This window comes from Streptococcus sp. 9.1 (assembly GCF_016648815.1).
In the GTDB taxonomy this organism is placed as follows: domain Bacteria; phylum Bacillota; class Bacilli; order Lactobacillales; family Streptococcaceae; genus Streptococcus; species Streptococcus salivarius_E.
On the sequence record NZ_JACLQS010000001.1, the window covers coordinates 57934 to 80065 of the forward strand.

Genomic DNA, 22132 nt, shown 5'->3' on the forward strand with positions numbered 1-22132 from the left:
TTACTGAATTGACTGACTTTTCTGACCATAATTTACATTTATTTTCAGTAAAAGAAAAAAAGCTGACCGAAGTCAACTTTTTTTATTGTTAATGATAACTACTTATCTCAGCTTATTTTCCGAGATAGTATTCGTTAACAACGTTCAATTTTTCGTCAAATTCGAATACCAATGGTGGGAAGTTTGGAATTTCAACATCCATGATTTCGTCGTCTGACAATTGTTTGATGTGTTTAACGAGGGCACGGATTGAGTTACCGTGTGCACCTACGAATACGTTTTTACCATCTTTAAGAGCTGGAGCGATTTTATCTTCCCAGAATGGAAGGGCACGTTCCAAAGTAACTTTCAAGTTTTCAGCATCTGGAATTACTGAGTCGTCAAGTGAAGCGTAACGACGGTCAGTGTGTGCTGAGTGCTCATCATCACGATCCATTGCTGGAGGCAATACATCGTATGAACGACGCCAAATGTGAACTTGCTCATCACCAAATTGTTCAGCAGCTTCTGCTTTGTTTTTACCAGTCAAACCACCGTAGTGACGTTCGTTCAAGCGCCATGATTTTTCAACTGGAACCCAAAGTTGGTCAGATGCTTCAAGAGCCAAGTTAGTTGTTTTGATCGCACGTTTCAATACTGAAGTGTATGCTTGGTCAAATTCGATACCAGCTTCTTTGATCAATTTACCAGCGTCGATAGCTTGTTGAGTACCTTTTTCAGAAAGATCTACGTCAGCCCAACCTGTGAAAAGGTTAGCTTTGTTCCATTCAGACTCACCGTGGCGAGCGAAAACCAATTTTACCATTAGTTATGTCTCCTTTTTATTTTGGGTTATACCCATTTACTCTATCTATTCTACCCAAAAAACCTTGAAAAAGCTAGCAAAATCCAAAAAATTCTGTAAAATTCTATCGCTTCTTGCCTTAGCCAAAAGAGACGGTATCAGAATTTTGTTTTAGATGCTTGTAGCTATCCAACATTTCCTTGTTTTAGGCCTCTTTTCATGCTAAAATGAGATGAAATAGTAACATTTTACTTTGTGATCTTTAAGGAGGATCTTATGGTTTCTACTGCTACAAAAGTTGGTCAGTTTACATTTGCTAACTGTCTCATGAATGCTGCTGGTGTTCATTGTATGACTAAGGAAGAATTGGCAGAGGTTGAGGCTTCAGCCGCAGGCTCATTTGTCACAAAAACAGGGACACTTGAGGCCCGTCCTGGTAATCCTGAACCACGTTATGTGAATGTCCCTCTTGGGTCAATCAACTCAATGGGATTGCCAAATAACGGTTTTGAATACTACCTTGACTATGTCATTGAATTGCAAAAGCAACCCAATACAAAAAATCATTTTCTTTCACTTGTTGGTCTCTCACCTGAGGAAACGCACACTATTCTTAAAAAAGTTCAAGAAAGTGACTACGAGGGGCTCGTTGAACTCAACCTTTCATGTCCTAACGTTCCAGGTAAACCTCAAATCGCTTACGATTTTGAAACAACAACCGAGATCCTTACTGAGGTCTTCTCTTACTTTACAAAACCTCTTGGTGTGAAATTACCACCATACTTTGATATTGTGCACTTTGACCAAGCTGCTGCAGTGTTCAACCAATTCCCACTTGTCTTTGTTAACTGTGTAAATTCAATTGGTAACGGCCTTTACATCGAAGATGAGTCTGTTGTCATCAAACCTAAGAATGGTTTTGGTGGTATCGGTGGTGACTACATCAAACCTACTGCCTTGGCAAACGTTCACGCTTTCTACCAACGTCTGAAACCTGAAATCCAAATTATTGGTACTGGTGGTGTCAAATCTGGTCGTGATGCTTTTGAACACATCCTTTGTGGTGCAAGTATGGTACAAGTGGGTACTGCCCTTCAAAAAGAAGGTGTCGCTGTTTTTGACCGTATTACTAAAGAACTTAAAGAAATCATGGAAGAAAAAGGTTACGAAACTCTTGAAGACTTCCGAGGAAAACTTCACTACATTGACTAGTCTACAAAAAAAGTTTGGAAGGTCTTCCAAACTTTTTTATTATTTGATGAGGATTCTCTTATTAGACAAGACCATCATCGTCACGTTCATCCCAGTCTTCAAAAGGATCCTTGCCCTCTTTCTCAGCTTGAAGACGTTTCTGACGAGCTTCTTCGATTTGTTTTTCACTTGGCTTCATCAGTTTGCTAATAGCAACAATACCTGATAGTTTAATAACAGTAAAAACCAAAAGAAAAATCAATACCACTGTTATGGTTTTCATAGATTTCCTTAACTTATTTCGTATAAATCAAAACCCCTAAAATATTAGGGGTTTTTACATTATTTAACTGCGTCTTTAAGAGCTTTACCAGCTTTAAATGCAGGAACTTTAGAAGCTGCGATTGAGATAGCTTCACCAGTTTGTGGGTTACGACCTTGACGAGCAGCGCGTTCGCGTACTTCAAAGTTACCGAAACCAATCAATTGTACTTTTTCACCTGCAGCAAGAAATTCTTCGATAGAATCGAAAACTGCATCTACAGCTGCTGCTGAATCTTTTTTAGTAAGCTCAGTTGCTTCTGCAACTTTAGCGATCAAATCTTGTTTGTTAGCCATTGTAACAATCCTCCAATTTATTTCTAAGCGAATAGTTTTTTTAGCGCTTGAACAAGTATTATCTTATCCTAAAAGACCTATGAGGTCAAGTAATAAACGCTAATTTAATCGCTTTTTTGCAAAAAGTAAAGGCTTTTTAATTTATTGTCTTATAGATGTCAAATTCGATACGGTCATTAACCAAATCTAGGCTTTGAGCACGTGCTGTTATCCCCTTCTCATTCTTCATAGACTGAATATTTAGGGTAACCTTTCCCTTCTTACTATCGATTGCGATGTAATCAGGAAGGTTCGTCGAACGTTTAATCATCTTAAGGACATCCGAAACAGGCAGTTTCAAGGTTCCAGCTGAAAGTTCAGAAACATGCAGTACAATTGCTCCTGATTCACTAACAACCGGCGTAAAATAGACATATAGAGGAACAGGATGACCTAAAACCTTATAGCTACTTTCAAAAACAATTTTAGAATTGGTAACCTTGACCTTGAATCGCATCTTATCAGTCGAATAATCCTGGGCAAAGCCTGTAAGAGCAGCGTCAAGCTCATCCTTAGTCATACTATATTTTCCAATTTTAGTTGCTCCCTTGGGTAGGGATACAGAACTTGTCGTCTCCACTGGAGTCATGATTCTATATGTCACAACACTTACTAGCGCTAGATTTAAGGCCAAGAGTCCTAAAAATAGCCACTTCCATACCTTACTCACCTGACCACTCCTTCTTTGTTTGGTTAATACGTTTCAAAATGGCATCTGACATAATTTGATAACCTGTATTATTTGGATGAAAATGATCATCCTCAAAAAGAGCATCGTTCAGGCTATCTTGAGAAGATTTACTAGACTGAGAGGTATCATCAGAACTTGTAACACCGTCCTTACCATCAATTCCCTTATAAAGCAAATCATTTACAGGAACAAAATACACATTATCGTACTCTTTGCACACCTCTTCAGTAGACTGGTTCCAATTATCTACAATAGTTTGCATTTCTGTCATCTCTGGAAAATTAAGATAAAAAGGATTGTAAATACCAACAATATAAATTGGCAATGTTTTATTTTCCTTGCGAGCTAGCTCAATAATCTGTCCTAATCTCTTTTGATAGGCCTGAGCAGGCTTAGTGAAGGTAGCTACATTAAGATTCGTGATATTGTCCTTAATGACATGGATCACATCATTACCACCAACTGTCAGAGTCATCACTTTAGCCTTTTTGAGATCTCTTTGAATATCCTTCTTTTCTTGCATTCTTTTGAGAATTTGATTACTCGTATTCCCCGCAATACCGTAGTTACGAGAAGTCACTTGCCAGTCAAAATCTGACTCTAATGCCTGTGATAGCACAGGAACGAATCCTCCTTGATTACTACTATCACCTACCCCTTGAGTAAGGGAATCACCAATAGCAACATAGGTCACATTTTCATTTTTGATAGATTTAATCTTTTCTGCAATTTTTGATGACTGATGCGTACTAGGAACGATAAAAATGAAGAGGCCGACAAATAAGAGAAAAAGCAAGAAGAAGCCTAGGAGGCTTCTAACTAATTCTGATTCTTTCCACTTATTCATAACGAACCATTACGGCAAAGGCGCCTTCACCAGTGTGCGTTTGAATGATGGAACCAGTCTCAAGGATTGAAATTGGAGCACCCAAAACCTCAAGTTTTTCAGCCAGTTCATGTGCTAAATCAGGTGTTCCTGCATAAGAAATACCAATCTCTGCCACTTTGCGGTCCTTATCCTTGATACCATTAATATAAGAATCTAACCATTTCGTGAAAGTCTTAGCTCCTCGCCCCTTAGCAATCGTATTCAACTGATAGTCTTTCAACTCCATGATGACACGGATATTGAGTAATGAAGACAGAAGACCTGTTACACGTCCAATACGACCACCTTTAACCAGATTCTCAAGGGTAGAAACACCAATATGAAGTTCAGATTTATTTTTCACTTCTTCAACATGGGCTACAATCTCATCAAGACTAGCTCCTGCTTCAGCTAATTTAGCTGCCTCAACAACTTGAAACTTGAGGCATTGATCCGTAAAGCCTGAATCGATGACAGTTACATCTGCTCCTGAAAGACTAGCTCCTTGACGTGAGGCTTCACATGTCCCAGAGAGTGTGTGCATAATGTGGATTGCCACAATTTGTTCTGCACCTTCTTTGACAAGATTTTCATATGTCTCAGCAAACAAACCTACAGGTGGTTGGCTTGTCTTTGGTAACTCTTTACTATGCTTCATCATTTCCAAGAAACGGCCTTCTTCTCGAAGGTCACTATCTGAATAGATGACACCGTCCACCATTACCGACAATGGGACAACAGTGATATTATATTTTTTAACCAATTCTGGTTCAATCGTGATTGACGAATCGGTTACAATTCTGATTTTACTCATAATTTTCTCGCTTAACACAAATTTTTATTCTATTATAGCATGACTGGAAAGTTTTTCCCAAGTCTTTTCCTAAAGAGAGTCATCCACCTTTAACAAAGCTCTTGCTTGGCTCAAGGCAGCCTCCGTCACGTTATCACCTGCTAACATCTTAGCGATTTCTTGCACCCTTTCCTCAGGTGTCAAAAGACGAACACGAGAGACAGTTGTCTCGTTATCGCTTTCCTTAGAAATAAAGAACTGATAATCAGCAATGGCAATAACTTGTGGAAGGTGACTGATGGCCAAAACCTGACCATGACTCCCAATCTTATGAATTTTCTGAGCGATGGCTTGGGCAACACGACCTGAAACGCCAGTATCAACCTCATCAAAGACGATACTTGTTTTGTCTTCTTTGCGGGCAAAGGCTGACTTAATCGCTAACATGAGTCGAGATAATTCTCCTCCTGAAGCAACCTTAACAAGCGGTTTAAAGCCTTCACCTGGATTGGTTGAGATGTAAAACTCAACCTGCTCATTGCCATCACGGTTAAATTTCCCTTTAGTAAAGGTAACTTTAAAATCAGCCTTATCCATGTAGAGGTCGCATAACTCGCTCTTAATCTCAGCTTCAAGAGCCGTAGCAATTTGATGGCGTGCTGTTTGTAGGGTCTCCGCAGACGCAAGCAGGTCCTTTTCAAGTTGCTTAAGCTCTTGTTCCATAGCATCTGACGAGCTAGAGTTTCCTGTCAGAAGATTGTATTCTTTACTTGAATTTTCCAGATAATCCAAGACGTCATCAACAGTCCCACCATATTTACGAGTAATGGCATTAATGGTATCTAAGCGGTGTTCAATCTCTTGTAAACGCCCAGCATCAAAGTCCAGATTATCCAAAAAATCACCTAGTTGCTTAGTGACATCTTCCAGAACATAATAGGCTTCTGATAGATTTCCAGAGAGATCTTTGTAATCAGAGTCATACTCTTCAAGAGACTGGAGGTCATTCATGGCAGAACGAACATTTGAAAGGCTTGAAAAATCTTCATTATCCAGCATGACATAGGCATTTGTTAAGGTATCAGCAATCAGCTTATGATTAAGAAGCTTGTCTCGTTCCTGCATCAAAGCCAAATCTTCTCCTGATTTTAGAGAGACTGCTTCAATTTCTGCAATCTGAAAAGCTAGCATTTCAATTCGAGCCTTATGCTCCTGCTCATTTTTCTGCTTTTCAAGAACAGCTTTTCTTAACTCACGATAGCGGTCAAAATACTTCTGGTACTCTTTCTTAGTCTGGAAAAATTCCTTGTCACCAAAGGCATCAAGCATGGTAATATGGAGAGCAGGTTTCATAAGCTCTTCCTGGTCATGTTGTCCATGAATATCTACCAAGAAGTGCCCAACAGCCTTAAGCGTCGTTAAATTGACCATCTGCCCATTGATGCGACTAACACTTCTACCATTTTGGAAGATTTCACGACGGATAATCAATTCATCCTCAACAGGAATCCCATTATCTTCCAAGATACTAACCAAGGCAGGATTTTGTTCGATTGAAAAGAAGCCCTGAATTTCAGCCTTAGATGCTGAATGACGGACGACTTCACTAGAAGCCCTAGCACCCAACATAAGATTCATAGCATCTATAATAATGGACTTACCAGCACCTGTTTCACCAGTAAGGACGGTCATACCATTCTCAAAGTTTAGAGAAATCTCTTCAATAATTGCGAAACTCTTTATCGTAATTTCGAGAAGCATAGGCCCTCCTATTCTTCAACCCACTTAATGATTTGCCCCTGTAGTTCGATAGCTGCTAACTCTGACTGAGCCACTAAAAAGAGGGTATCATCATCAGCAATAACACTAAAAATCAAATGCTTGTACTCATCTAAAAGAATCTTCTTGATGAGGCGACTTGTCCCAGGTTGAACAACGATATTCATAAAGGCATGTTGACGATCAACGCGCAACAAGCGACGAGTCGCAACAGAGGTTCCACCTACTCGTCTAGGAGCAGTTGAGAGCCCATAGATGTAAGAACCATCTTCAGTTGGTACTTTGGTAATACCAATTTCATTGATATCACGCGATACAGTCGCTTGAGTAGCCTTTAATCCCTCATTTTGGAGTAATTTTACCAATTCTCCTTGAGTCGTAATTTTATTTTCTTGGACAATCTTTCGGATTAACTCCAAACGATCATTCTTCTTCATTCTTTTTAAACTCCTTGTGTGCTTGTGCTACAACTTCCTTAATAGAGGTTTGAGCATCATTTTGAGGAGAATTTGTCTTCTCCAAGTGTGCGAGAAACTCAATGTTACCATGACCACCTTGGATAGGTGAAAAGTCCAGCCCCTTAACTGAAAAGCCATAGTCAATCGCAAAAGCAGTCACTGTTTCTAACACTTTTTCATGGACACTGCTCTCACGGACAATCCCGTTTTTCCCAATTTGTTCACGGCCAGCCTCAAATTGTGGTTTCACAAGAGCAACAACTTGCCCCCCATCAACCAATATCTTAGCCAAAGCCGGTAGAATCAGATTAAGAGAGATGAAGCTGACATCGATTGATGCAAAAGACGGTAGTCCTTCTGTGAAATCGACAGGTTCAGCATAACGGAAATTATATTGCTCCATGGAACGAACACGCTCATCTTGGCGCAATTTCCAAACCAACTGATTAGTGCCGACATCCACAGCATAAACCAGTTTAGCCCCATTTTGAAGCATAACATCGGTAAACCCACCTGTTGAAGCTCCGATATCGATGGTCGTCATGCCTTTAACTGACAGATTGAATACTTCCAAAGCTTTTTCAAGTTTGAGTCCTCCACGGCTCACATACTTGAGTTTTTCTCCTTTAAGCTTCAACTCTGTACCGTCGTCGATTTTTTCACCGGGTTTATCGTAACGTTCACCATTGATAACATTAACAACTAAACCAGCCATAACGCCACGTTTAGCTTGTTCTCGTGTTTCAAAAAGGCCTTGTTTATAAGCCAAAACGTCTACTCTTTCCTTAGGCATGGAGTCGTAACCTTTCTATGATTTCTATAATACTGTCTTTCTTGAAACCTTGAGTATCAGCTAGATTTTGAAAAATTGCTTCAGCTTTATCAAGTGATTCCTCGAGGATAGCATGTGATTTTTCCAGACCAAGCAGAGCCGGATAGGTTGATTTTCCAGCTACTACATCTTTTCCAGGTGTCTTCCCAAGTTCTTCGAAATCAGCAGTCACATCCAAAATATCATCACGTACTTGAAAGGCAAGACCAATTAGGCGACCAGCTTCTTGAAGATTTTCCAAGACCTGTTCATCTTTTTGAGCAACAATACCAGCCGCCACAAAAGGAAAGGTTAAAAGCTTACCTGTCTTATGCTCATGAATCTTAGCCAGTTGCGATAAATCAAGTTCCTGACCTTCACCCTTCATATCCAGCATCTGACCACCTACCATACCGAAGGTGCCTGAAGAATGAGACAATGCTTGAATCAATTGAACTCGAATTTCTGCGGATAGGTCTGTTTGAGCCAGGAGGTCAAATGGATCCAAAAAGAGAGAATCTCCAGCCAAGATTGCCGTTGCTTCATCGAATTTCTTATGGTTGGTTAAACGTCCTCGACGGTAATCATCATCATCCATGGCCGGCAGATCATCGTGAATAAGACTTCCGGTATGAATCATTTCAAGACTTGCTGCGACATCGAAATGACTAGGAGTAAGCTCTAAACCAAATCCTTCAAGTAAATCTAAGAAAATCAGTGGACGAATACGCTTGCCTCCACTATCAACTGAATAAAGGATGGCAGTGATTAAATCACTTGATACAGGAAGATTCTTTTTTTGGTAGTAATCACGGATAGCCACATCAATTTTATTTAGCTTGCTCATTAGGCATCCATTTCCGTTTCTGTACCATCTGCTTGCATAACCTTAACCAGTGTTTTTTCAGCATCTTTCAAGGTCTTCTGCAAATCTTTAGACAAGGCCATACCTTTTTGGAACTCAGCAATAGCATCCTCAAGAGCAACATCACCTGTTTCGAGCTTAGTGACGATAGCTTCTAAGTCCTGTAAATTTTCCTCAAATGTTTTTTTAGTTGACATTTTTCACCTCTACTTCTAGTTCTCCATCTCTCATTTGGACGGTTAATTGATCACCTTCGGTAATATTCTTGGTACTTGTTAAAGGTTTATCATCTTTCTTGACAATGGCATAACCCCTTGCAACAATACGACTAGTATCTAGAGACAATAAGGCATCCTGTGCCTTTTCTAATCTCACACGGTTACCATTAATGGTGTTCCTAGTTGTAGTCACCAATAAACGTTGCAAAGACTCTCGACGGTCTTGGTAGTTCTGAACACTAGTTAGAAGATTTAAGCCTTGTAATCGTTGTCTCAAAAGTTCCGCTTCTTTTTGTTTGCGTGCGAAATCTTGACTCATAAAGGTTTCAAGCCTTGTTGTTAGTCGATCCAACTTTTGTAGATAACCATCGTAAAGGCGTTCAGGTTGTCTAAAGACAACAGATTGTGACAATTTGGCCAAGCGTTCCTGATTATATTGTATACGTCTCAAACAGGCTTGATAGGCTCTATTTTGTCTTTCACGAATCCAAACCAAGGTATCAGCCTTTGATACCGGAGTAGCAAGTTCTGCCGCTGCGGTAGGCGTAGCAGCTCTACGATCTGCAACAAAGTCAGCCAAAGTCGTATCTGTTTCGTGGCCAACGCTTGAAATCACAGGGAGACGACTCTCAAAAATCGACTGAACTACAATTTCCTCGTTAAAAGCCCAGAGGTCTTCAATAGAACCTCCACCACGACCAACGATAAGTAAATCTAGGTCATCCCTTTGATTGGCTTTTTGGATATTTTCAGCAATTTCCTGTGCAGCTCCTTCACCTTGAACCTTGGTAGGAAAAAGTAAGATTTCTACCCCAGGAAAACGACGACTAACGGTCGTAATAATATCTCGAATAACCGCACCACTAGGACTCGTGACAACCCCAATTTTTTTGACAAAATTAGGCAGCGCTTGCTTATGACGATCATCAAAGTAGCCTTCTGCAGTCAATTTTTTACGAAGCTGCTCAAACTGGATAGCCAAAGCTCCAATACCATCCGGCTCAGCCTTCTCGATAATAATGGAATAAGAGCCACTAGGCTCATAAATCTGGACACGACCTACGACATTGATCTTCATCCCTTCTTCGAGTTCAAAACCAAGTTTTTTGAAAACTCCAGCCCAAATCGTCGCCTGAATAACAGCTCCTTCATCCTTAAGCGAAAAATATTGATGACTCGGGCGGCGACGAAAATTGGAAACCTGTCCCGTCAAATATACCCTCTCTAAATAAGGGTCACGGTCAAATTTCATTTTCAAATATTTGGTTAAGGATGTGACCGATAAATAGTCTGACACGACAACTCTCCTTTATTTAACCTATCCTCGAAAACCTGAAGACATTAAAAAAGTTCTGTAGAACCATCATCCCCAAATCTTCTCAGTCAGCTTTTTAATTGTATACACGATTACCTTAAATTATACCAAAAAAGACTGTCAAAAGACAGTCTCAACCACCATAGTCAGGTGTTTTATATAGTTTCATTAATCGGTTGTATAAGTTTTTGAAACGACGTCCCAAGAATCGCTTGAACCGTCAATACCACCATAGGCTTCGAGTTGTCCCTTCTTATCTACACGGAAAAGAAGAACATCATTACCATAGGCATCATAAAGTTGAGCATAAACTAGGTTATCATCATCATCCGTCCATGAATAAACATTCCAACCTAGATTTTTATAATTTTCTCCAGTTGAACCTTGTTCTTTAGCATAGGTAGAAACAACCCAGTCTTCTAACTGTTGATCAGACAAAGATGAGGTATCAACTTGTGAGGATTGATTATCAGATGATGCTGCAGCTGCTTCCTTACTTTTTGCCAACTGACCGTTTTTCCATGGATTTGTTTCACTCTCTTTTTGGTTATTACTATACCACATCAAGGTAACAACAGGAATAACCACTGCAAGTACTGCAACAACTCCAATTACCCATCTAATGTTTTTAGGATCTTTGAGTTTGTCAAAACTCGAAACTTTTCTTCCCTTTGTAGTTTCATTTTTACGACGTCTAAATTCGCTCACAGCTTTTTCCTCTTTTTCTTGAAAGTAGTCCCTTTTTTTCTTTTCCTCTTGTTCCAAGAGCTTTTGCACTTCCCTACGACCCTGTGGATCACTCGTTTGAGCCAATGAAATCTGCAACTGAAAAATACGATTATCCAAAGCTTGCTCATATTCTTTGGCTGCTTCTCTATCACCATTATCAGCTAAGGCTCTCAGATACTCTTCATTACTGAATTCAGCCATTCACTAAATCGCTCCTGCTTCTAAATCGTTTCTTCTATTTTCTTAAAGCCTGAGACTTTTGTCAAGTTACTAGTTTGTAACAAATTCTTACAGTTGTAAAAAGCCGAAGAAAATCACATTCTTCAGCTTATTTCTTAGTTGTTTCTTTATAATACTTACAATAACTTTGAAGAGGACAGGTCTGGCATTTAGGATTCTTAGCTAAGCAATGATAGCGTCCAAAGAAAATCATACGGTGATGGCTGATAATCCAATCCTTCTTTGGGATTTTCTTCATCAATTCTGCTTCGATTTCCTCTACACTAGCATCCTCTGGGGCGATATTTAGCCTTTTGGAAACACGTGAGACGTGCGTATCTACTGCAATCGAAGGAATGCCATAAACCTCAGCTAAAACCACATTAGCCGTTTTTCGTCCCACACCAGGTAGACTTTCCAATTCCTTATGCGTTTTCGGAACCTGTCCATCAAAATTCATTAAAACAGCTCTAGCAGTCTTGATAATGTTCTTTGCTTTATTCTTGTATAGACCAATCGTTCGCAAACACATCTCAACATCATCCAGGTTGGCAGAAGCCAAATCCTCAATTTCTGGATAACGCGCCCACAAGCCTGGTGTAATCTTATTAACAGCCTTATCTGTTGTCTGGGCTGATAAAATAACAGCAACTAATAGCTGGAAAGGAGTTTCCCACTCCAACTCTCCATGAGCATTGGGAAACATCTCTCCCATGAGAGCTAAAGCCTCATTAACACGTTTTCTTCCTAACATTATTGGCCACCCCATAATTGACGGGCGGCATCCATTCCTGTTTTGAAGTCATCGGAAACCTGATAATGGTGCTTCTTACCTTGATGCTCCAAACGACGCTCTTCAACTTGAATTTTAGTTGTAATACCACTTAATTTCCAGTTACGAAGAACTCCTTTTATATAATTCCAATTTATCTTGCGGTTAAATACTGCTTCTTTCAAAGCCTCACGGATAAGTTCGGGGTCAGTATGTTCTTCTTGGATTTCCTTGTTTAAATCTTCGACAACCATAGGATTCAAGATTCCCAAAGCTTGTTCCAATTCATCTGTTAATTGCTTGATGAGCTGGGTATTTGTTGGCTGACCAACGACAGGTCCTGCCGTTGTCTTTTCATTGCTCACTAACTTGTCCAACACTGCCAAGGCAGGTGAGGCATCTACAACCATCTCAATTTCATTGTTAATCTTAATAGTCGTGAAATCAAGAAGTCCAGCCTCAGTCAATGTCGTAATACTTTTATTAACTTCAGTTGGCGTCTTCCCAGTTACTTGCGCGATCTGACTAGAAGCCACTTCTCCAATCTGAGTTGTCGTTTGTAGATAGAGAAACTGCCAAACCAGAAAGTCATCCGCAGATGGGAAAATATCCTTAAAGTGGAAAAATAAAGCATTAGGAAGGACCAGATTACCTGATCGATACTGTTCAAAAAAACTCATATTTACCTTTCAAAGTAGCTAGACACCCCAAAAAGTCAAATGCTCTCACATAAGTCCTTTGAGACTGTCTACTACAAATAACCGTAGAATGAAAAATCGTCTTCCAACTCTTCTAAACGATAAGGTGTTTCTTGATATACCGCATAGTTAATCCAATTACTAAAGAAGGCAGATGCCGCAAGATTCCAACGTAGTTTAGGCTCCTGACTTGGATCATCCTCTGGGAAATAGTTTGCCGGTACATCTGGATTAATGCCTGCATCCAAATCTCTTCGGTATTCTCTTGCCAGAGTATCACGGTCATATTCAAAATGACCAAAACTATATACTTCACGAAGATTCTTACTTGCTAGAATGGATAAGCCAACCTCTGGTCCTGACACAACAATATCTAAATCCGTCTTGTTTTTAATATCCTCGAGCCTAACCTCTGTATAGCGTGAGTGCGGTGACATAAAGCTATCATCAAAGCCATTCATAAGGAAGTTTTCAGGCATGTCAACAGTTTGTTTATAGATTCCAGATAATTTCTCTGACAATGGAACCTTGTCGACTCCATGCTTATAATAGAGACCTGCTTGAGCTCCCCAACACAGATGAAGGGTTGAATAAACATGCTTTTTAGACCAATCAAAAACTTGTGTTAATTCTTGCCAATAATCCACTTCCTCAAATGGCATTTGCTCAACAGGTGCACCTGTTACAATGAGACCATCATAATACTTATGCTTAATTTCATCAAAAGTCTTATAGAAAGTTTCCATATGTTCGGCATGTGTATTTTTTGACTTATGACTAGCCATATAAAGAAACTCGACGTTAATTTGAAGTGGCGTATTAGCTAAAAGACGCAGTAACTGAGTTTCTGTAACTTCTTTAGTTGGCATAAGATTTAGGATTAAGACCTCCATTGGTCGAATATCCTGACTACTAGCTCTGTTCTCATCCATGATGAAGACATTTTCCGAACGCAATACATCAAGAGCTGGTAACTTATTATCAAGTTTTATAGGCATAACAATATCTCCATCCTTATTTATTCTATCTTCATATTATAAACCGGGGAGGTATTGTTATCAAATATATATTTTCTCTAGTTAGCTATAGCTTTAAACTATACTTAGAGAACACTTATATTTTAAAAGAGTTAAAAAGGCCCTAAGGCCTTTTGTTAATTCATAGATAGATTTATCCTGGGAAGTTCATCAATACTTTAGTATCGTAACCTTCAATAGCTTTGCGTCCATTAAGACCATCAAGCTCAATCAAGAAGGCACAGCCAGCAACGACACCACCTAGACGCTCAATCATTTCAATTGTAGCTTTGACGGTACCACCAGTCGCCAAGAGATCATCAACGATAAGTACACGTTGACCTGGTTTGATTGCATCAGCATGCATACAAAGTGTATCGACACCATACTCTTTTTCGTAATCTGCTGAAATCACTTCACGTGGCAATTTACCAGGTTTACGAACTGGAGCAAAGCCAATACCAAGTTCAAAAGCAACTGGACAACCAACGATGAAACCACGCGCTTCAGGACCAACAATCATGTCAATCTTCTTATCAGTCGCATACTGAACGATTTCACGGATAGCATAGCTATAAGCATTTCCATCAGCCATCAAAGGACTAATATCACGGAAAGTAACCCCTTCTTTAGGGTAGTTTTCAATAGATGCAATATAATCTTCTAATTTCATTTGTTCTTCCTATAGGCTTTTCGCCAAAAAAATATTTACACACCATTATAGCATGAATCTTCAGATTTAGAAAATGCTAACCCTCATTTCAAGACGAATCCTTTGGATTAAGTACTCCCCTACTTATAAAGCCAGTCATAAATTTCCTGTGGTGTCCCTAAAGCCATAAGTTCTTGGAACTTGACGAGATGTTTAAGATCTTGGAAAATCTTGCTGTCCTCAATCTCACGTTTTTCAGCTTCTTTATTGACTGTCATAACACCATTATCAATAGTCACAAAATCCAATTCATCAAAAATCTGAATCATCTTAATCAGAAGTATCTTATCGATTTTAAGGTAATGACTGAGCTCATCCAGTTTATAGCGGACATCGAATTCTGGGAATTGGTAAATGGTTTTATAGAGTCTTGCAAATTGCTCTCTAGTTCCATAACCTGTCAGATAATAGGCTTCCTTAATACTATTTTTAAAATAGATAGCCTGGAAATCTTTACCTTCAAACCACTCTTTTACTTCTGTCGCTGAATCAGGTAAGGTGTTGAGGACAACCGCAGGTTCAGTGTCTGATGCTTCTTCTACCGTTGGTAGGCCTTCAGGCAGTGCCATATTTTTTGAGCGAAAATCAAATAATTGAACACCATCCACACGCGCATCTTCTAGCATGAGCTGGAGCGTTGTCTGACCATTCCATACATTAACGGACAGGGTCACTGCTAATTCCAACCCCTGAGCTTGTTGAAATTCTTGAAGCAAATGACCTTTATTAAAGGCCACAACATCAAAACTATCCTTTCCTTGCTTAACCTTAAACTTAAGATGAGCTCCGTTTTGTCCCATAGTCCTAGCTTGAGTAACGGTAATATCATGTAGCCAAAAGACTGGCTTTTTATTATCCATGCCAAAAGGTGCTAGTTTTTCTAGGCTCTTAATGGTATCCAAGCTAAGCTCACTGAGCTGGAGCTCCTCATCTAAATTTAGCGTATTTTTGGCACTCGTATCAATGTCATTATCGTAGACATAATGACACAAAATCTCTGATAGTCGTCCAAGATTTTCTTCGGGAAGTGTCATCCCCGCCGCTCCAGCATGTCCTCCAAATGCAGTAAAGATGTCTCGGTGGTCATTAAGGGCATGGAAGATATTGATAGATTCCAAACTACGAGCGGAACCCTTAGCCAAGCCATCTTCAATATTCAAAACCACTACTGTCTGACTGATTTGTTCCATGATACGCCCCGCCACAATACCTAGAACGCCAGGATGCCAACCTTCCTTGGCCAAAACCTGAACAGGTTTATCCAAATCCACCATAGTCATGGCTTCATCAAAGATTTTTTGAACAACTTCCTTACGTTCTTCATTTTTAGCATTGATTTCCAGAGCAATGGCTTGGGCTTCTTCATCGTCAAATCCGGTCAGCAGTTCAATGGCTGGATTTGGATCATCTAAGCGCCCCAAGGCATTGAGTTGAGGGGCCAGCTTAAATCCTACCGTTTCTTCAGAAATCGTTGTTGGGTCTACATCTGAAATACGGAGTAACTCTTGCAGTCCAATACGCTCAGTAGTCTTTAGAATTTCCAGGCCGACCTTGACCATAATACGATTTTCATCCGTTAGGCTAACCATATCGGCAATGGTACCAATGGCTACCAAGTCCAACATCTCAGTAGGAATAGTTTCAAGGAGGGCAGTTGCCAATTTGAAAGCTACACCACAACCTGCCAAATACTTAAAAGGATAATCGGCATCTGGATGCTCTGGATGGACAATGGCATAGGCATCTGGAAGTTGTGCCGGCATACTGTGATGGTCTGTAACGATAACGTCCACACCTTGCTCTTGCGCATAAGCGATAGCATCATTCCCCGCTACCCCATTATCCACTGTAACAATGAGTGAAATGCCTTCCTGTTCAATGAAGTACTTGTAGACACTTTCGTTTGGCCCATAACCATCTGTAAACCGGTTAGGCAAATAGACTCGAGCTTCAGCGCCCATCATTTCAAGAGCTTCCTTAACAATCGATGCTGATGTCATACCATCTGCATCATAGTCTCCATAGACTAAGATTTGTTCATAATTTTCAATGGCCTGACGAATTCTAGCCACTGCCTTATCCATATCATGAAGCAGATAAGGATCATGAAGATGTGATAAATCAGCCTTTAGAAAGTCTTCAAGAGCATCTTCTGTCGTAATGCCACGTTCATAGACAATCTTGGCTGCTGTTTCTGCCAGTCCATGTTCTTTGGCAAGTTTAAAAAAGCCAGCATCTGGCTCTTTTGTGTTTATTTTCCAATCATACGTTGATGTAATCATGTTTTTATATTTACTCCCTGTCATCTAGTCTACCTATTATAACATGAATAAATTTATCATAGTGGATAAAAGCCTAAGTTTCCTAAAAAGAGAATGGAAAATATCGGAAGGTGTTTAGACTCGTGCTACATTTCCAATCAAGACCTACTTTTCTAGACAAAATAATAGTCTGGATATTGTTCCCTTTTTGATTTGTGTTTTCTCAGATATTCCCTTCTCCTCTTTACGTTAACTAACTCTATTCTACTATCATTTTCAAGTAATATTAGGAAAAACAAGAAAAAGATTCCCTATTTGGAAATCCTATACATCAATATTTATAAATCATCCCTGTACAAGCTTGCTCTGAAAGTTCGACAAAGCCCAAGGACTGGTAAAAGGCTAAATTTTTCTCGCTACGTTCAGTGGCAAGGAGCCGTTGATAGACATGGGGGAACGTCTCTAAAGCCTTTTCTAAGAGTTTTTTTCCGATGCCTTGGCGCTGGTAATCTGGTCGCACCAAGAGGTCCTGCACCAAAAGGACAGAGTGCCCATCTCCTACCAAGCGAATGTAGGCTACTAACTCTTCCTTATCATAGACCGCCAACTGCCATAGACTGGCTTTGACAGCTTCTTCTAGCATGGTTGGATTGTTAGTATAATTGGTCCAGCCGACTGAACTGTACAGTGCGAGTAGGTCTGTTATCGCTGGAATCCCTTTTTTATAATTTAACATCTTAACTCCTTTTTAAGGTATAGTGCTGGAAGAAGGCGATATCTCTGTAAGGGGACTCTTGGTAAACGGCCAGCTCCATCTTGAGCATAGACTCTCGCCAGCCTTCTTGTCCTTTAAAGTGATTGTCCTGCAAGGCGTAAAAGACACGAATTCCTTGGTAGTCCTGAACTTCGAGGGCTAGGTCTTCTACTGCTCTATCTAGATCATAGGCCTGGGCCAAGCCCATGGAGTGGAGTGGGTTTCCAGATTCTGACCTGCTAGGAGATCAAGCGCTTTCTGAGTATCATTTTCAAAGACGACGGTCTGCAGGACGCGTCCGACTTCATTGTGCTTGACGATAGAGAGCAGGCCACCTGGTTTCAAGAGGCGGGTGAATTCCTTGAGAACCACCTTGCGATCCTCTACATACTCTAAGACATTGTGGCAGAGAATGACATCAAAGCTAGCATCCTCAAAGCTTTCTAACTGATCCAGACTTCCGACTAGTTGTTGGTAGGTGTAATCTTGGGTACGCAAGGCCACCATTTCTTCATTAGGCTCCACAGCAAGGACTTTATTTTCTTGCGCTAGGTGCTTGGCTACAAGGCCAAAGCCACTACCAAAATCAAGAACTCGCTTACCCTTGATGTCCTGTAATTGGTCAAAAAGAATATCATAATAGATTTGACCCCAGGGTTGCTGGAGATTTTCTAAATAGGCTTGGATATTAGCTGCCATCTGGCATCCCCTTATTTGTAGTTAAACATATTGGTAGCTAGTTTGTCCGAGATGTGTGGAAATAGCGTATAGCCTTTATGGGCAACTGCTAAGAGTCGTGGTAGATTGACTTCACGTTTATTTTTGCCCAGAATACGGACAATCTTTTTAGCCACGTATTTAGGACTGAGGACAAATTTCTTAACACTCTCAAGATAAGCTCCAGAGGGATCAGCTTGATTGAAGAAAGATGTCTCAATTGGACCTGGATTGACCGTAGTCACATAGACTCCCTTATCAGCCAACTCTAAACGCAGGGCATCTGAAAAGCCAATTACCGCAAACTTTGTCGCTGCATAAACACTTGAATTAGCTGTCGCAATTTTTCCCGCCATACTAGCAATATTAACGATATGCCCATTGCCCTGCTCCACCATTTTCTCAGCCATCAGACGTGAAAAGGTCAACGTTGCAAAGGTATTGATGTCAAACATGTCACGGACTTCTTGGCTAGTGTAGTTATCATAAGACTTGAATTCACCGTAACCAGCATTATTGATAAAGACGTCAATACGTCCAAATCGTTGATAGAGATAATCTACCATCTCTTTAATGGCCTTGTCGTCTCTTAGGTCAATGGCAAGGCAAGTTTTATTTTCCACATGGCGATAACATTTCTCAAGTTTGTCCTTGTCTCGTCCTAAGAGGATAATACCATCACTGGGTGAGAGCTGCTTGACAATTTCTTGAGCAAGGCCTCCTGAGGCACCAGTAATAGCAATAATACGTTGTTTAGCCATTAGATTTCTACCTCTTCCAAGTCACGAACGATGTGGGTGTTTTCGAAAATTGTTTTAGCATCTGCTGCCATCTTACCGATATCACGCCCCATGAAACGTGCTGATACGTGATTTAGAAGAAGGCGTTTTGCTGACGCATCCTTAGCTACCTGTGCTGCTTGCATATTGGTTGAATGTCCATGGCTCTTGGCAATTTTTTCATCGCCCTTCCCATAAGTAGACTCATGAACCAAGACATCTGCACCCAATCCAAGACGAACACTGGCATTTGTCTTACGGGTATCACCTAAGATAGTGATAACTTTACCTTTCTTAGGCGCGGAAATGAAGTCCTTGGCAATGATTTTCGTTCCATCTTCAAGAACCACATCTTGACCATTCTTAATTTGACCAAAAAGTGGTCCAAATGGCACACCTGCTGCTTTAAGAGCCTCAGCATCCAAGGTTCCTTCGAGATCCTTTTGAACCACACGGTAACCAATACAAAAAATGGTGTGATCCAACTTATCTGCATAAACAGCGAACTTGTCATTTTCCATAACCAAGCCTAGCTTATGCTCATCAATTTCCTTAAAATGCACATGATAAGGTAAACGTGTCCCCGAGGTACGAAGGCTAGTCATGACGTATTGCTTAATACCGACTGGACCATAAACTTCAAGGTCAGTTTGTTCTTCACTAGATTGGAAAGAACGACTAGCCAAGAAACCAGGTAGACCGAAGATATGGTCCCCGTGCATATGTGTGATAAAGATTTTTTTAACTTTACGAGGTTTGATTGTTGTTTCTAAAATCTGACGTTGAGTACCTTCCCCACAGTCAAACATCCAGACCTCATTGATTTCATCGAGTAACTTCAGAACCAGACTCGACACGTTACGGGCCTTGGAGGGCTGCCCGGCACCCGTCCCTAAAAATTGTAATTCCATGACTTCCTATACTTTCTATCTATCGTTCTTTTTATTTCTGGACAATATAAGCCAGGCATTCACGCTGAGCAAAGCCATAATAAACAGTTTGCCCTTTATATTGAGCTAAAAGTTCCACTAATTCATCTTGATTAAAGCTAGCCAACTTAATGACATTTCCCTTCAGTTTAGTTACACGACTTAGTAACTGAGTCTCTGGTGTCAACTCTTCCAACACTTCTTCATCAAAGTAAACCTTGGCCATTTTAATTTGAGTTCCTTCAAGATAAACCTTATACTGTGGGAAAACTTGAGCAAGCTCAAACAAAATACTAGCCGTTGGAACCTCTGAATGCTCTGCAAAGACTAGGGCCACTTCATCGGCATTTTCATAGCAAAAACCGTAAGATTTTCCTGAAAGATTGAGACGAATAAAAGGCTTGTGCTCATCAAAAGATGGTGCAGGGTTAAAGAGGTTCAACTCTTTTGAAAGTTCCAAGTAGTAACCCGTCGCTGCTTCAGGAGATTGTTTCTGGTAGATCTCTGCAAAATAAGCATTAATCACGCTTGGTGGTGGTGTAATGAAGGCCAATTTTTGACTGTCCGAAAGGTCTGATAAGGTATTTTCCAGATAGACCTTATCTAAACTTGTAAAACCACCATATTTTAAAGCTAAATCCATATAATCAGTCATAAAATTCTTCCAATTTCCATTTATTTTTCGGTGAAATATAGCCTGTAATTTCTTCCACTTCTGTCTCAAAAGTGTAGCTATCTAGCAAGGCCAATTGACTCAACTGATAAAGTTTATAAGCTTGATCCTGATGTACCTTAATACTAAAGGGTTCAAAAATCTGTTGAATTTCATCAATCAAGAGTCTTCTGAGGGCCTCACGACTTCCCTTGTCACGTGCTGAGAGGCGAACATTAGGAAAGACTGTTGCTACTAGATTATCAGCTACATCCATCTTATTGTAGATTGCTAGTCGAGGAATATCAGTCATGTCTAAGTCTTTGAGAATGTCTAAGACCACCTTTTCATGCTCTTCGTGATTAGGATCACTCGCATCAATGACATGCAAAAGGAGGTCCACATTACGACTTTCTTCAAGCGTTGACTTAAAGGCAGCAACCAATTCTGTTGGCAAATCCTGGATAAAACCAACCGTATCTGTCAAGGTCACTTGAAACTGATCTTTTAAGTAAATTTTCTTAGTCGTTGCATCCAAGGTCGCGAAAAGTTCATTGGCCTCATACTGCTTATCATCCGTCATAAGGTTCATGATTGTTGACTTCCCAGCATTGGTGTAACCTATCAAGCCAATTTTAAAGGTAGTTGAGTCGACACGCTTTTCACGAATGGTTTCTCGGTTCTTCTCAACAATCTTTAACTGGCGTTCAATATCGGCTATCTGGTTACGAATCGAACGACGATTGAGCTCCAACTGACTTTCACCAGGTCCACGGCTACCAATGCCCCCTGCTTGACGGCTGAGCATAATCCCTTGACCAGCCAAACGAGGTAACATGTACTTAAGCTGAGCTAGGTGAACCTGAAGTTTCCCTTCATGGCTTCTAGCCCTCATGGCAAAGATATCCAAAATTAATTGCATACGATCAATAACTTTTACGCCAAATGCTGCTTCAAGATTGGTATTTTGACGAGGCGTTAAACGGTTATTGACAATGACAGTAGTAATCTCATCCGCATCCACCATGGCCTTGATTTCTTCTAATTTTCCTGAACCTACGAAAGACTTACTATCATAGCGTTCACGTTTTTGGGTATAGCTAGCTACAACCTCTGCTCCTGCAGTTTTGGCAAGACTGGCAAGTTCCTCCATTGACATGTCAAAATGCTCTGTTTCTTGCAATTCAACACCTACTAAAATAGCACGTTCTTGCTGTTTGGCTGTCTCTATCATAGCAAACCCCTTTTCAAAATAGTCAACTTTTATTATACCACAGGCAGGGGCAAAGAGAAGGTCACAGACCTTAATTTTTTTTCAAAGAAAAACAAGTTGGATTAACCAACTTGCTTCTTCTTAATGTTTACGTGTCGGTTTCTTTTTCGAACCCTTACGACGCTTCCCTTGATGAATGCTTGGCGTATTTTGAGAAATGGTTTGACGCATTTTCTCAGTGGCCTTATCAA

General features: G+C 40.2%; 24 protein-coding genes and 1 pseudogene. 1 reads left to right on the plus strand and 24 read right to left on the minus strand.

Going from position 1 to position 22132, the window contains the following annotated elements:
* Nucleotides 1–112: 112 nt before the first annotated feature.
* A complete protein-coding gene (locus tag H7T93_RS00250) occupies nucleotides 113–805 on the minus strand; it encodes a phosphoglycerate mutase (RefSeq protein WP_002884137.1) in 693 nt (230 codons plus the stop codon).
* A gap of 255 nt (nucleotides 806–1060) precedes the next feature.
* On the opposite strand from H7T93_RS00250, the gene H7T93_RS00255 reads away from it, so the two are divergent.
* Complete coding sequence (locus H7T93_RS00255) at nucleotides 1061–1996, plus strand: dihydroorotate oxidase (protein WP_045772084.1); 936 nt, start codon at nucleotides 1061–1063, stop codon at nucleotides 1994–1996.
* Nucleotides 1997–2057: 61 nt separating this feature from the next.
* Here the strand turns inward: H7T93_RS00255 and H7T93_RS00260 are convergent, their stop codons facing one another.
* The 23 genes and pseudogenes from H7T93_RS00260 to hflX form a co-directional block, all read right to left on the minus strand.
* Nucleotides 2058–2258 (minus strand): hypothetical protein, encoded by a 201-nt coding sequence (locus H7T93_RS00260; RefSeq protein ID WP_002883994.1) that lies wholly within the window; start codon nucleotides 2256–2258, stop codon nucleotides 2058–2060.
* Between the two features lie 59 nt (nucleotides 2259–2317).
* The gene (locus H7T93_RS00265; RefSeq protein WP_175057553.1) at nucleotides 2318–2593 is read right to left on the minus strand and encodes an HU family DNA-binding protein; all 276 of its coding nucleotides are present in this window, start codon (nucleotides 2591–2593) and stop codon (nucleotides 2318–2320) included.
* A 136-nt stretch (nucleotides 2594–2729) separates the two neighbouring features.
* A complete protein-coding gene (locus H7T93_RS00270) occupies nucleotides 2730–3302 on the minus strand; it encodes a YpmS family protein (RefSeq protein WP_175057552.1) in 573 nt (190 codons plus the stop codon).
* A complete protein-coding gene (locus tag H7T93_RS00275; protein WP_175057551.1) occupies nucleotides 3295–4170 on the minus strand; it encodes an SGNH/GDSL hydrolase family protein in 876 nt (291 codons plus the stop codon). Before H7T93_RS00275 ends, H7T93_RS00270 begins: the two co-directional genes overlap by 8 nt.
* Nucleotides 4163–5005, minus strand: a complete 843-nt coding sequence (locus H7T93_RS00280; protein ID WP_155212992.1) for a DegV family protein — start codon at nucleotides 5003–5005, stop codon at nucleotides 4163–4165. Before H7T93_RS00280 ends, H7T93_RS00275 begins: the two co-directional genes overlap by 8 nt.
* A 69-nt stretch (nucleotides 5006–5074) precedes the next feature.
* A complete protein-coding gene (gene recN / locus H7T93_RS00285) occupies nucleotides 5075–6745 on the minus strand; it encodes a DNA repair protein RecN (protein ID WP_175057550.1) in 1671 nt (556 codons plus the stop codon).
* Nucleotides 6746–6753: 8 nt separating this feature from the next.
* Entirely contained in the window at nucleotides 6754–7200 is a 447-nt protein-coding gene (locus H7T93_RS00290; RefSeq protein WP_002890762.1) for an arginine repressor, read from the minus strand.
* Nucleotides 7187–8014, minus strand: a complete 828-nt coding sequence (locus H7T93_RS00295; protein WP_110980936.1) for a TlyA family RNA methyltransferase — start codon at nucleotides 8012–8014, stop codon at nucleotides 7187–7189. The genes H7T93_RS00290 and H7T93_RS00295 overlap by 14 nt, the downstream gene beginning before the upstream one ends.
* On the minus strand, nucleotides 8007–8879 hold the full coding sequence (locus tag H7T93_RS00300; RefSeq protein WP_110980937.1) for a polyprenyl synthetase family protein: 873 nt from the start codon (nucleotides 8877–8879) through the stop codon (nucleotides 8007–8009). Before H7T93_RS00300 ends, H7T93_RS00295 begins: the two co-directional genes overlap by 8 nt.
* On the minus strand, nucleotides 8879–9094 hold the full coding sequence (locus tag H7T93_RS00305; protein WP_110980938.1) for an exodeoxyribonuclease VII small subunit: 216 nt from the start codon (nucleotides 9092–9094) through the stop codon (nucleotides 8879–8881). The genes H7T93_RS00300 and H7T93_RS00305 overlap by 1 nt, the downstream gene beginning before the upstream one ends.
* Nucleotides 9084–10412: an exodeoxyribonuclease VII large subunit gene (gene xseA, locus H7T93_RS00310; RefSeq protein ID WP_013990727.1), complete on the minus strand. Its 1329-nt coding sequence runs from the start codon at nucleotides 10410–10412 to the stop codon at nucleotides 9084–9086. The genes H7T93_RS00305 and xseA overlap by 11 nt, the downstream gene beginning before the upstream one ends.
* Before the next feature lie 186 nt (nucleotides 10413–10598).
* The gene (locus H7T93_RS00315; protein WP_002890759.1) at nucleotides 10599–11360 is read right to left on the minus strand and encodes a hypothetical protein; all 762 of its coding nucleotides are present in this window, start codon (nucleotides 11358–11360) and stop codon (nucleotides 10599–10601) included.
* 127 nt (nucleotides 11361–11487) lie between these two features.
* Nucleotides 11488–12132 (minus strand): endonuclease III, encoded by a 645-nt coding sequence (gene nth, locus H7T93_RS00320; protein WP_021144303.1) that lies wholly within the window; start codon nucleotides 12130–12132, stop codon nucleotides 11488–11490.
* Nucleotides 12132–12830 carry a DnaD domain-containing protein gene (locus H7T93_RS00325; protein WP_175057547.1) on the minus strand — a complete coding sequence of 233 codons (699 nt, stop codon included), beginning with the start codon at nucleotides 12828–12830 and terminating at the stop codon, nucleotides 12132–12134. The genes nth and H7T93_RS00325 overlap by 1 nt, the downstream gene beginning before the upstream one ends.
* Nucleotides 12831–12901: 71 nt before the next feature.
* Complete coding sequence (metA, locus tag H7T93_RS00330; protein ID WP_060971484.1) at nucleotides 12902–13846, minus strand: homoserine O-acetyltransferase MetA; 945 nt, start codon at nucleotides 13844–13846, stop codon at nucleotides 12902–12904.
* A gap of 172 nt (nucleotides 13847–14018) precedes the next feature.
* Nucleotides 14019–14537 carry an adenine phosphoribosyltransferase gene (locus tag H7T93_RS00335; protein WP_002890753.1) on the minus strand — a complete coding sequence of 173 codons (519 nt, stop codon included), beginning with the start codon at nucleotides 14535–14537 and terminating at the stop codon, nucleotides 14019–14021.
* Nucleotides 14538–14656: 119 nt separating this feature from the next.
* Nucleotides 14657–16858, minus strand: coding sequence for a single-stranded-DNA-specific exonuclease RecJ (gene recJ / locus H7T93_RS00340; protein ID WP_175057889.1), 2202 nt, complete (start codon nucleotides 16856–16858; stop codon nucleotides 14657–14659).
* A gap of 310 nt (nucleotides 16859–17168) precedes the next feature.
* On the minus strand, nucleotides 17169–17573 hold the full coding sequence (locus tag H7T93_RS00345; protein WP_175057546.1) for a GNAT family N-acetyltransferase: 405 nt from the start codon (nucleotides 17571–17573) through the stop codon (nucleotides 17169–17171).
* Nucleotide 17574: 1 nt separating this feature from the next.
* Nucleotides 17575–18290, minus strand: a pseudogene (locus tag H7T93_RS00350) (class I SAM-dependent methyltransferase).
* A gap of 11 nt (nucleotides 18291–18301) precedes the next feature.
* Complete coding sequence (locus H7T93_RS00355) at nucleotides 18302–19069, minus strand: SDR family NAD(P)-dependent oxidoreductase (protein ID WP_175057545.1); 768 nt, start codon at nucleotides 19067–19069, stop codon at nucleotides 18302–18304.
* Complete coding sequence (gene rnz, locus H7T93_RS00360) at nucleotides 19069–19998, minus strand: ribonuclease Z (protein WP_073685418.1); 930 nt, start codon at nucleotides 19996–19998, stop codon at nucleotides 19069–19071. The genes H7T93_RS00355 and rnz overlap by 1 nt, the downstream gene beginning before the upstream one ends.
* Nucleotides 19999–20029: 31 nt before the next feature.
* Complete coding sequence (locus H7T93_RS00365) at nucleotides 20030–20671, minus strand: cystathionine beta-lyase (protein WP_175057543.1); 642 nt, start codon at nucleotides 20669–20671, stop codon at nucleotides 20030–20032.
* Complete coding sequence (gene hflX, locus H7T93_RS00370; RefSeq protein WP_048790276.1) at nucleotides 20664–21902, minus strand: GTPase HflX; 1239 nt, start codon at nucleotides 21900–21902, stop codon at nucleotides 20664–20666. The genes H7T93_RS00365 and hflX overlap by 8 nt, the downstream gene beginning before the upstream one ends.
* Between the last annotated feature and the right edge of the window lie 230 nt (nucleotides 21903–22132).

Coding starts and splice junctions, on each gene's coding strand:
- H7T93_RS00300 (WP_110980937.1), bottom strand. CDS start 8,879: ATGAGCAAGCTAAATAAAATTGATGTGGCTATCCGTGATTACTACCAA.
- H7T93_RS00295 (WP_110980936.1), bottom strand. CDS start 8,014: ATGCCTAAGGAAAGAGTAGACGTTTTGGCTTATAAACAAGGCCTTTTT.
- H7T93_RS00345 (WP_175057546.1), bottom strand. CDS start 17,573: ATGTTAAATTATAAAAAAGGGATTCCAGCGATAACAGACCTACTCGCA.
- H7T93_RS00265 (WP_175057553.1), bottom strand. CDS start 2,593: ATGGCTAACAAACAAGATTTGATCGCTAAAGTTGCAGAAGCAACTGAG.
- H7T93_RS00325 (WP_175057547.1), bottom strand. CDS start 12,830: ATGAGTTTTTTTGAACAGTATCGATCAGGTAATCTGGTCCTTCCTAAT.
- nth (WP_021144303.1), bottom strand. CDS start 12,132: ATGTTAGGAAGAAAACGTGTTAATGAGGCTTTAGCTCTCATGGGAGAG.
- H7T93_RS00275 (WP_175057551.1), bottom strand. CDS start 4,170: ATGAATAAGTGGAAAGAATCAGAATTAGTTAGAAGCCTCCTAGGCTTC.
- H7T93_RS00355 (WP_175057545.1), bottom strand. CDS start 19,069: ATGGCTAAACAACGTATTATTGCTATTACTGGTGCCTCAGGAGGCCTT.
- recN (WP_175057550.1), bottom strand. CDS start 6,745: ATGCTTCTCGAAATTACGATAAAGAGTTTCGCAATTATTGAAGAGATT.
- H7T93_RS00290 (WP_002890762.1), bottom strand. CDS start 7,200: ATGAAGAAGAATGATCGTTTGGAGTTAATCCGAAAGATTGTCCAAGAA.
- H7T93_RS00305 (WP_110980938.1), bottom strand. CDS start 9,094: ATGTCAACTAAAAAAACATTTGAGGAAAATTTACAGGACTTAGAAGCT.
- metA (WP_060971484.1), bottom strand. CDS start 13,846: ATGCCTATAAAACTTGATAATAAGTTACCAGCTCTTGATGTATTGCGT.
- H7T93_RS00255 (WP_045772084.1), top strand. CDS start 1,061: ATGGTTTCTACTGCTACAAAAGTTGGTCAGTTTACATTTGCTAACTGT.
- H7T93_RS00335 (WP_002890753.1), bottom strand. CDS start 14,537: ATGAAATTAGAAGATTATATTGCATCTATTGAAAACTACCCTAAAGAA.
- H7T93_RS00315 (WP_002890759.1), bottom strand. CDS start 11,360: ATGGCTGAATTCAGTAATGAAGAGTATCTGAGAGCCTTAGCTGATAAT.
- hflX (WP_048790276.1), bottom strand. CDS start 21,902: ATGATAGAGACAGCCAAACAGCAAGAACGTGCTATTTTAGTAGGTGTT.
- H7T93_RS00260 (WP_002883994.1), bottom strand. CDS start 2,258: ATGAAAACCATAACAGTGGTATTGATTTTTCTTTTGGTTTTTACTGTT.
- rnz (WP_073685418.1), bottom strand. CDS start 19,998: ATGGAATTACAATTTTTAGGGACGGGTGCCGGGCAGCCCTCCAAGGCC.
- H7T93_RS00250 (WP_002884137.1), bottom strand. CDS start 805: ATGGTAAAATTGGTTTTCGCTCGCCACGGTGAGTCTGAATGGAACAAA.
- H7T93_RS00365 (WP_175057543.1), bottom strand. CDS start 20,671: ATGACTGATTATATGGATTTAGCTTTAAAATATGGTGGTTTTACAAGT.
- recJ (WP_175057889.1), bottom strand. CDS start 16,858: ATGATTACATCAACGTATGATTGGAAAATAAACACAAAAGAGCCAGAT.
- H7T93_RS00280 (WP_155212992.1), bottom strand. CDS start 5,005: ATGAGTAAAATCAGAATTGTAACCGATTCGTCAATCACGATTGAACCA.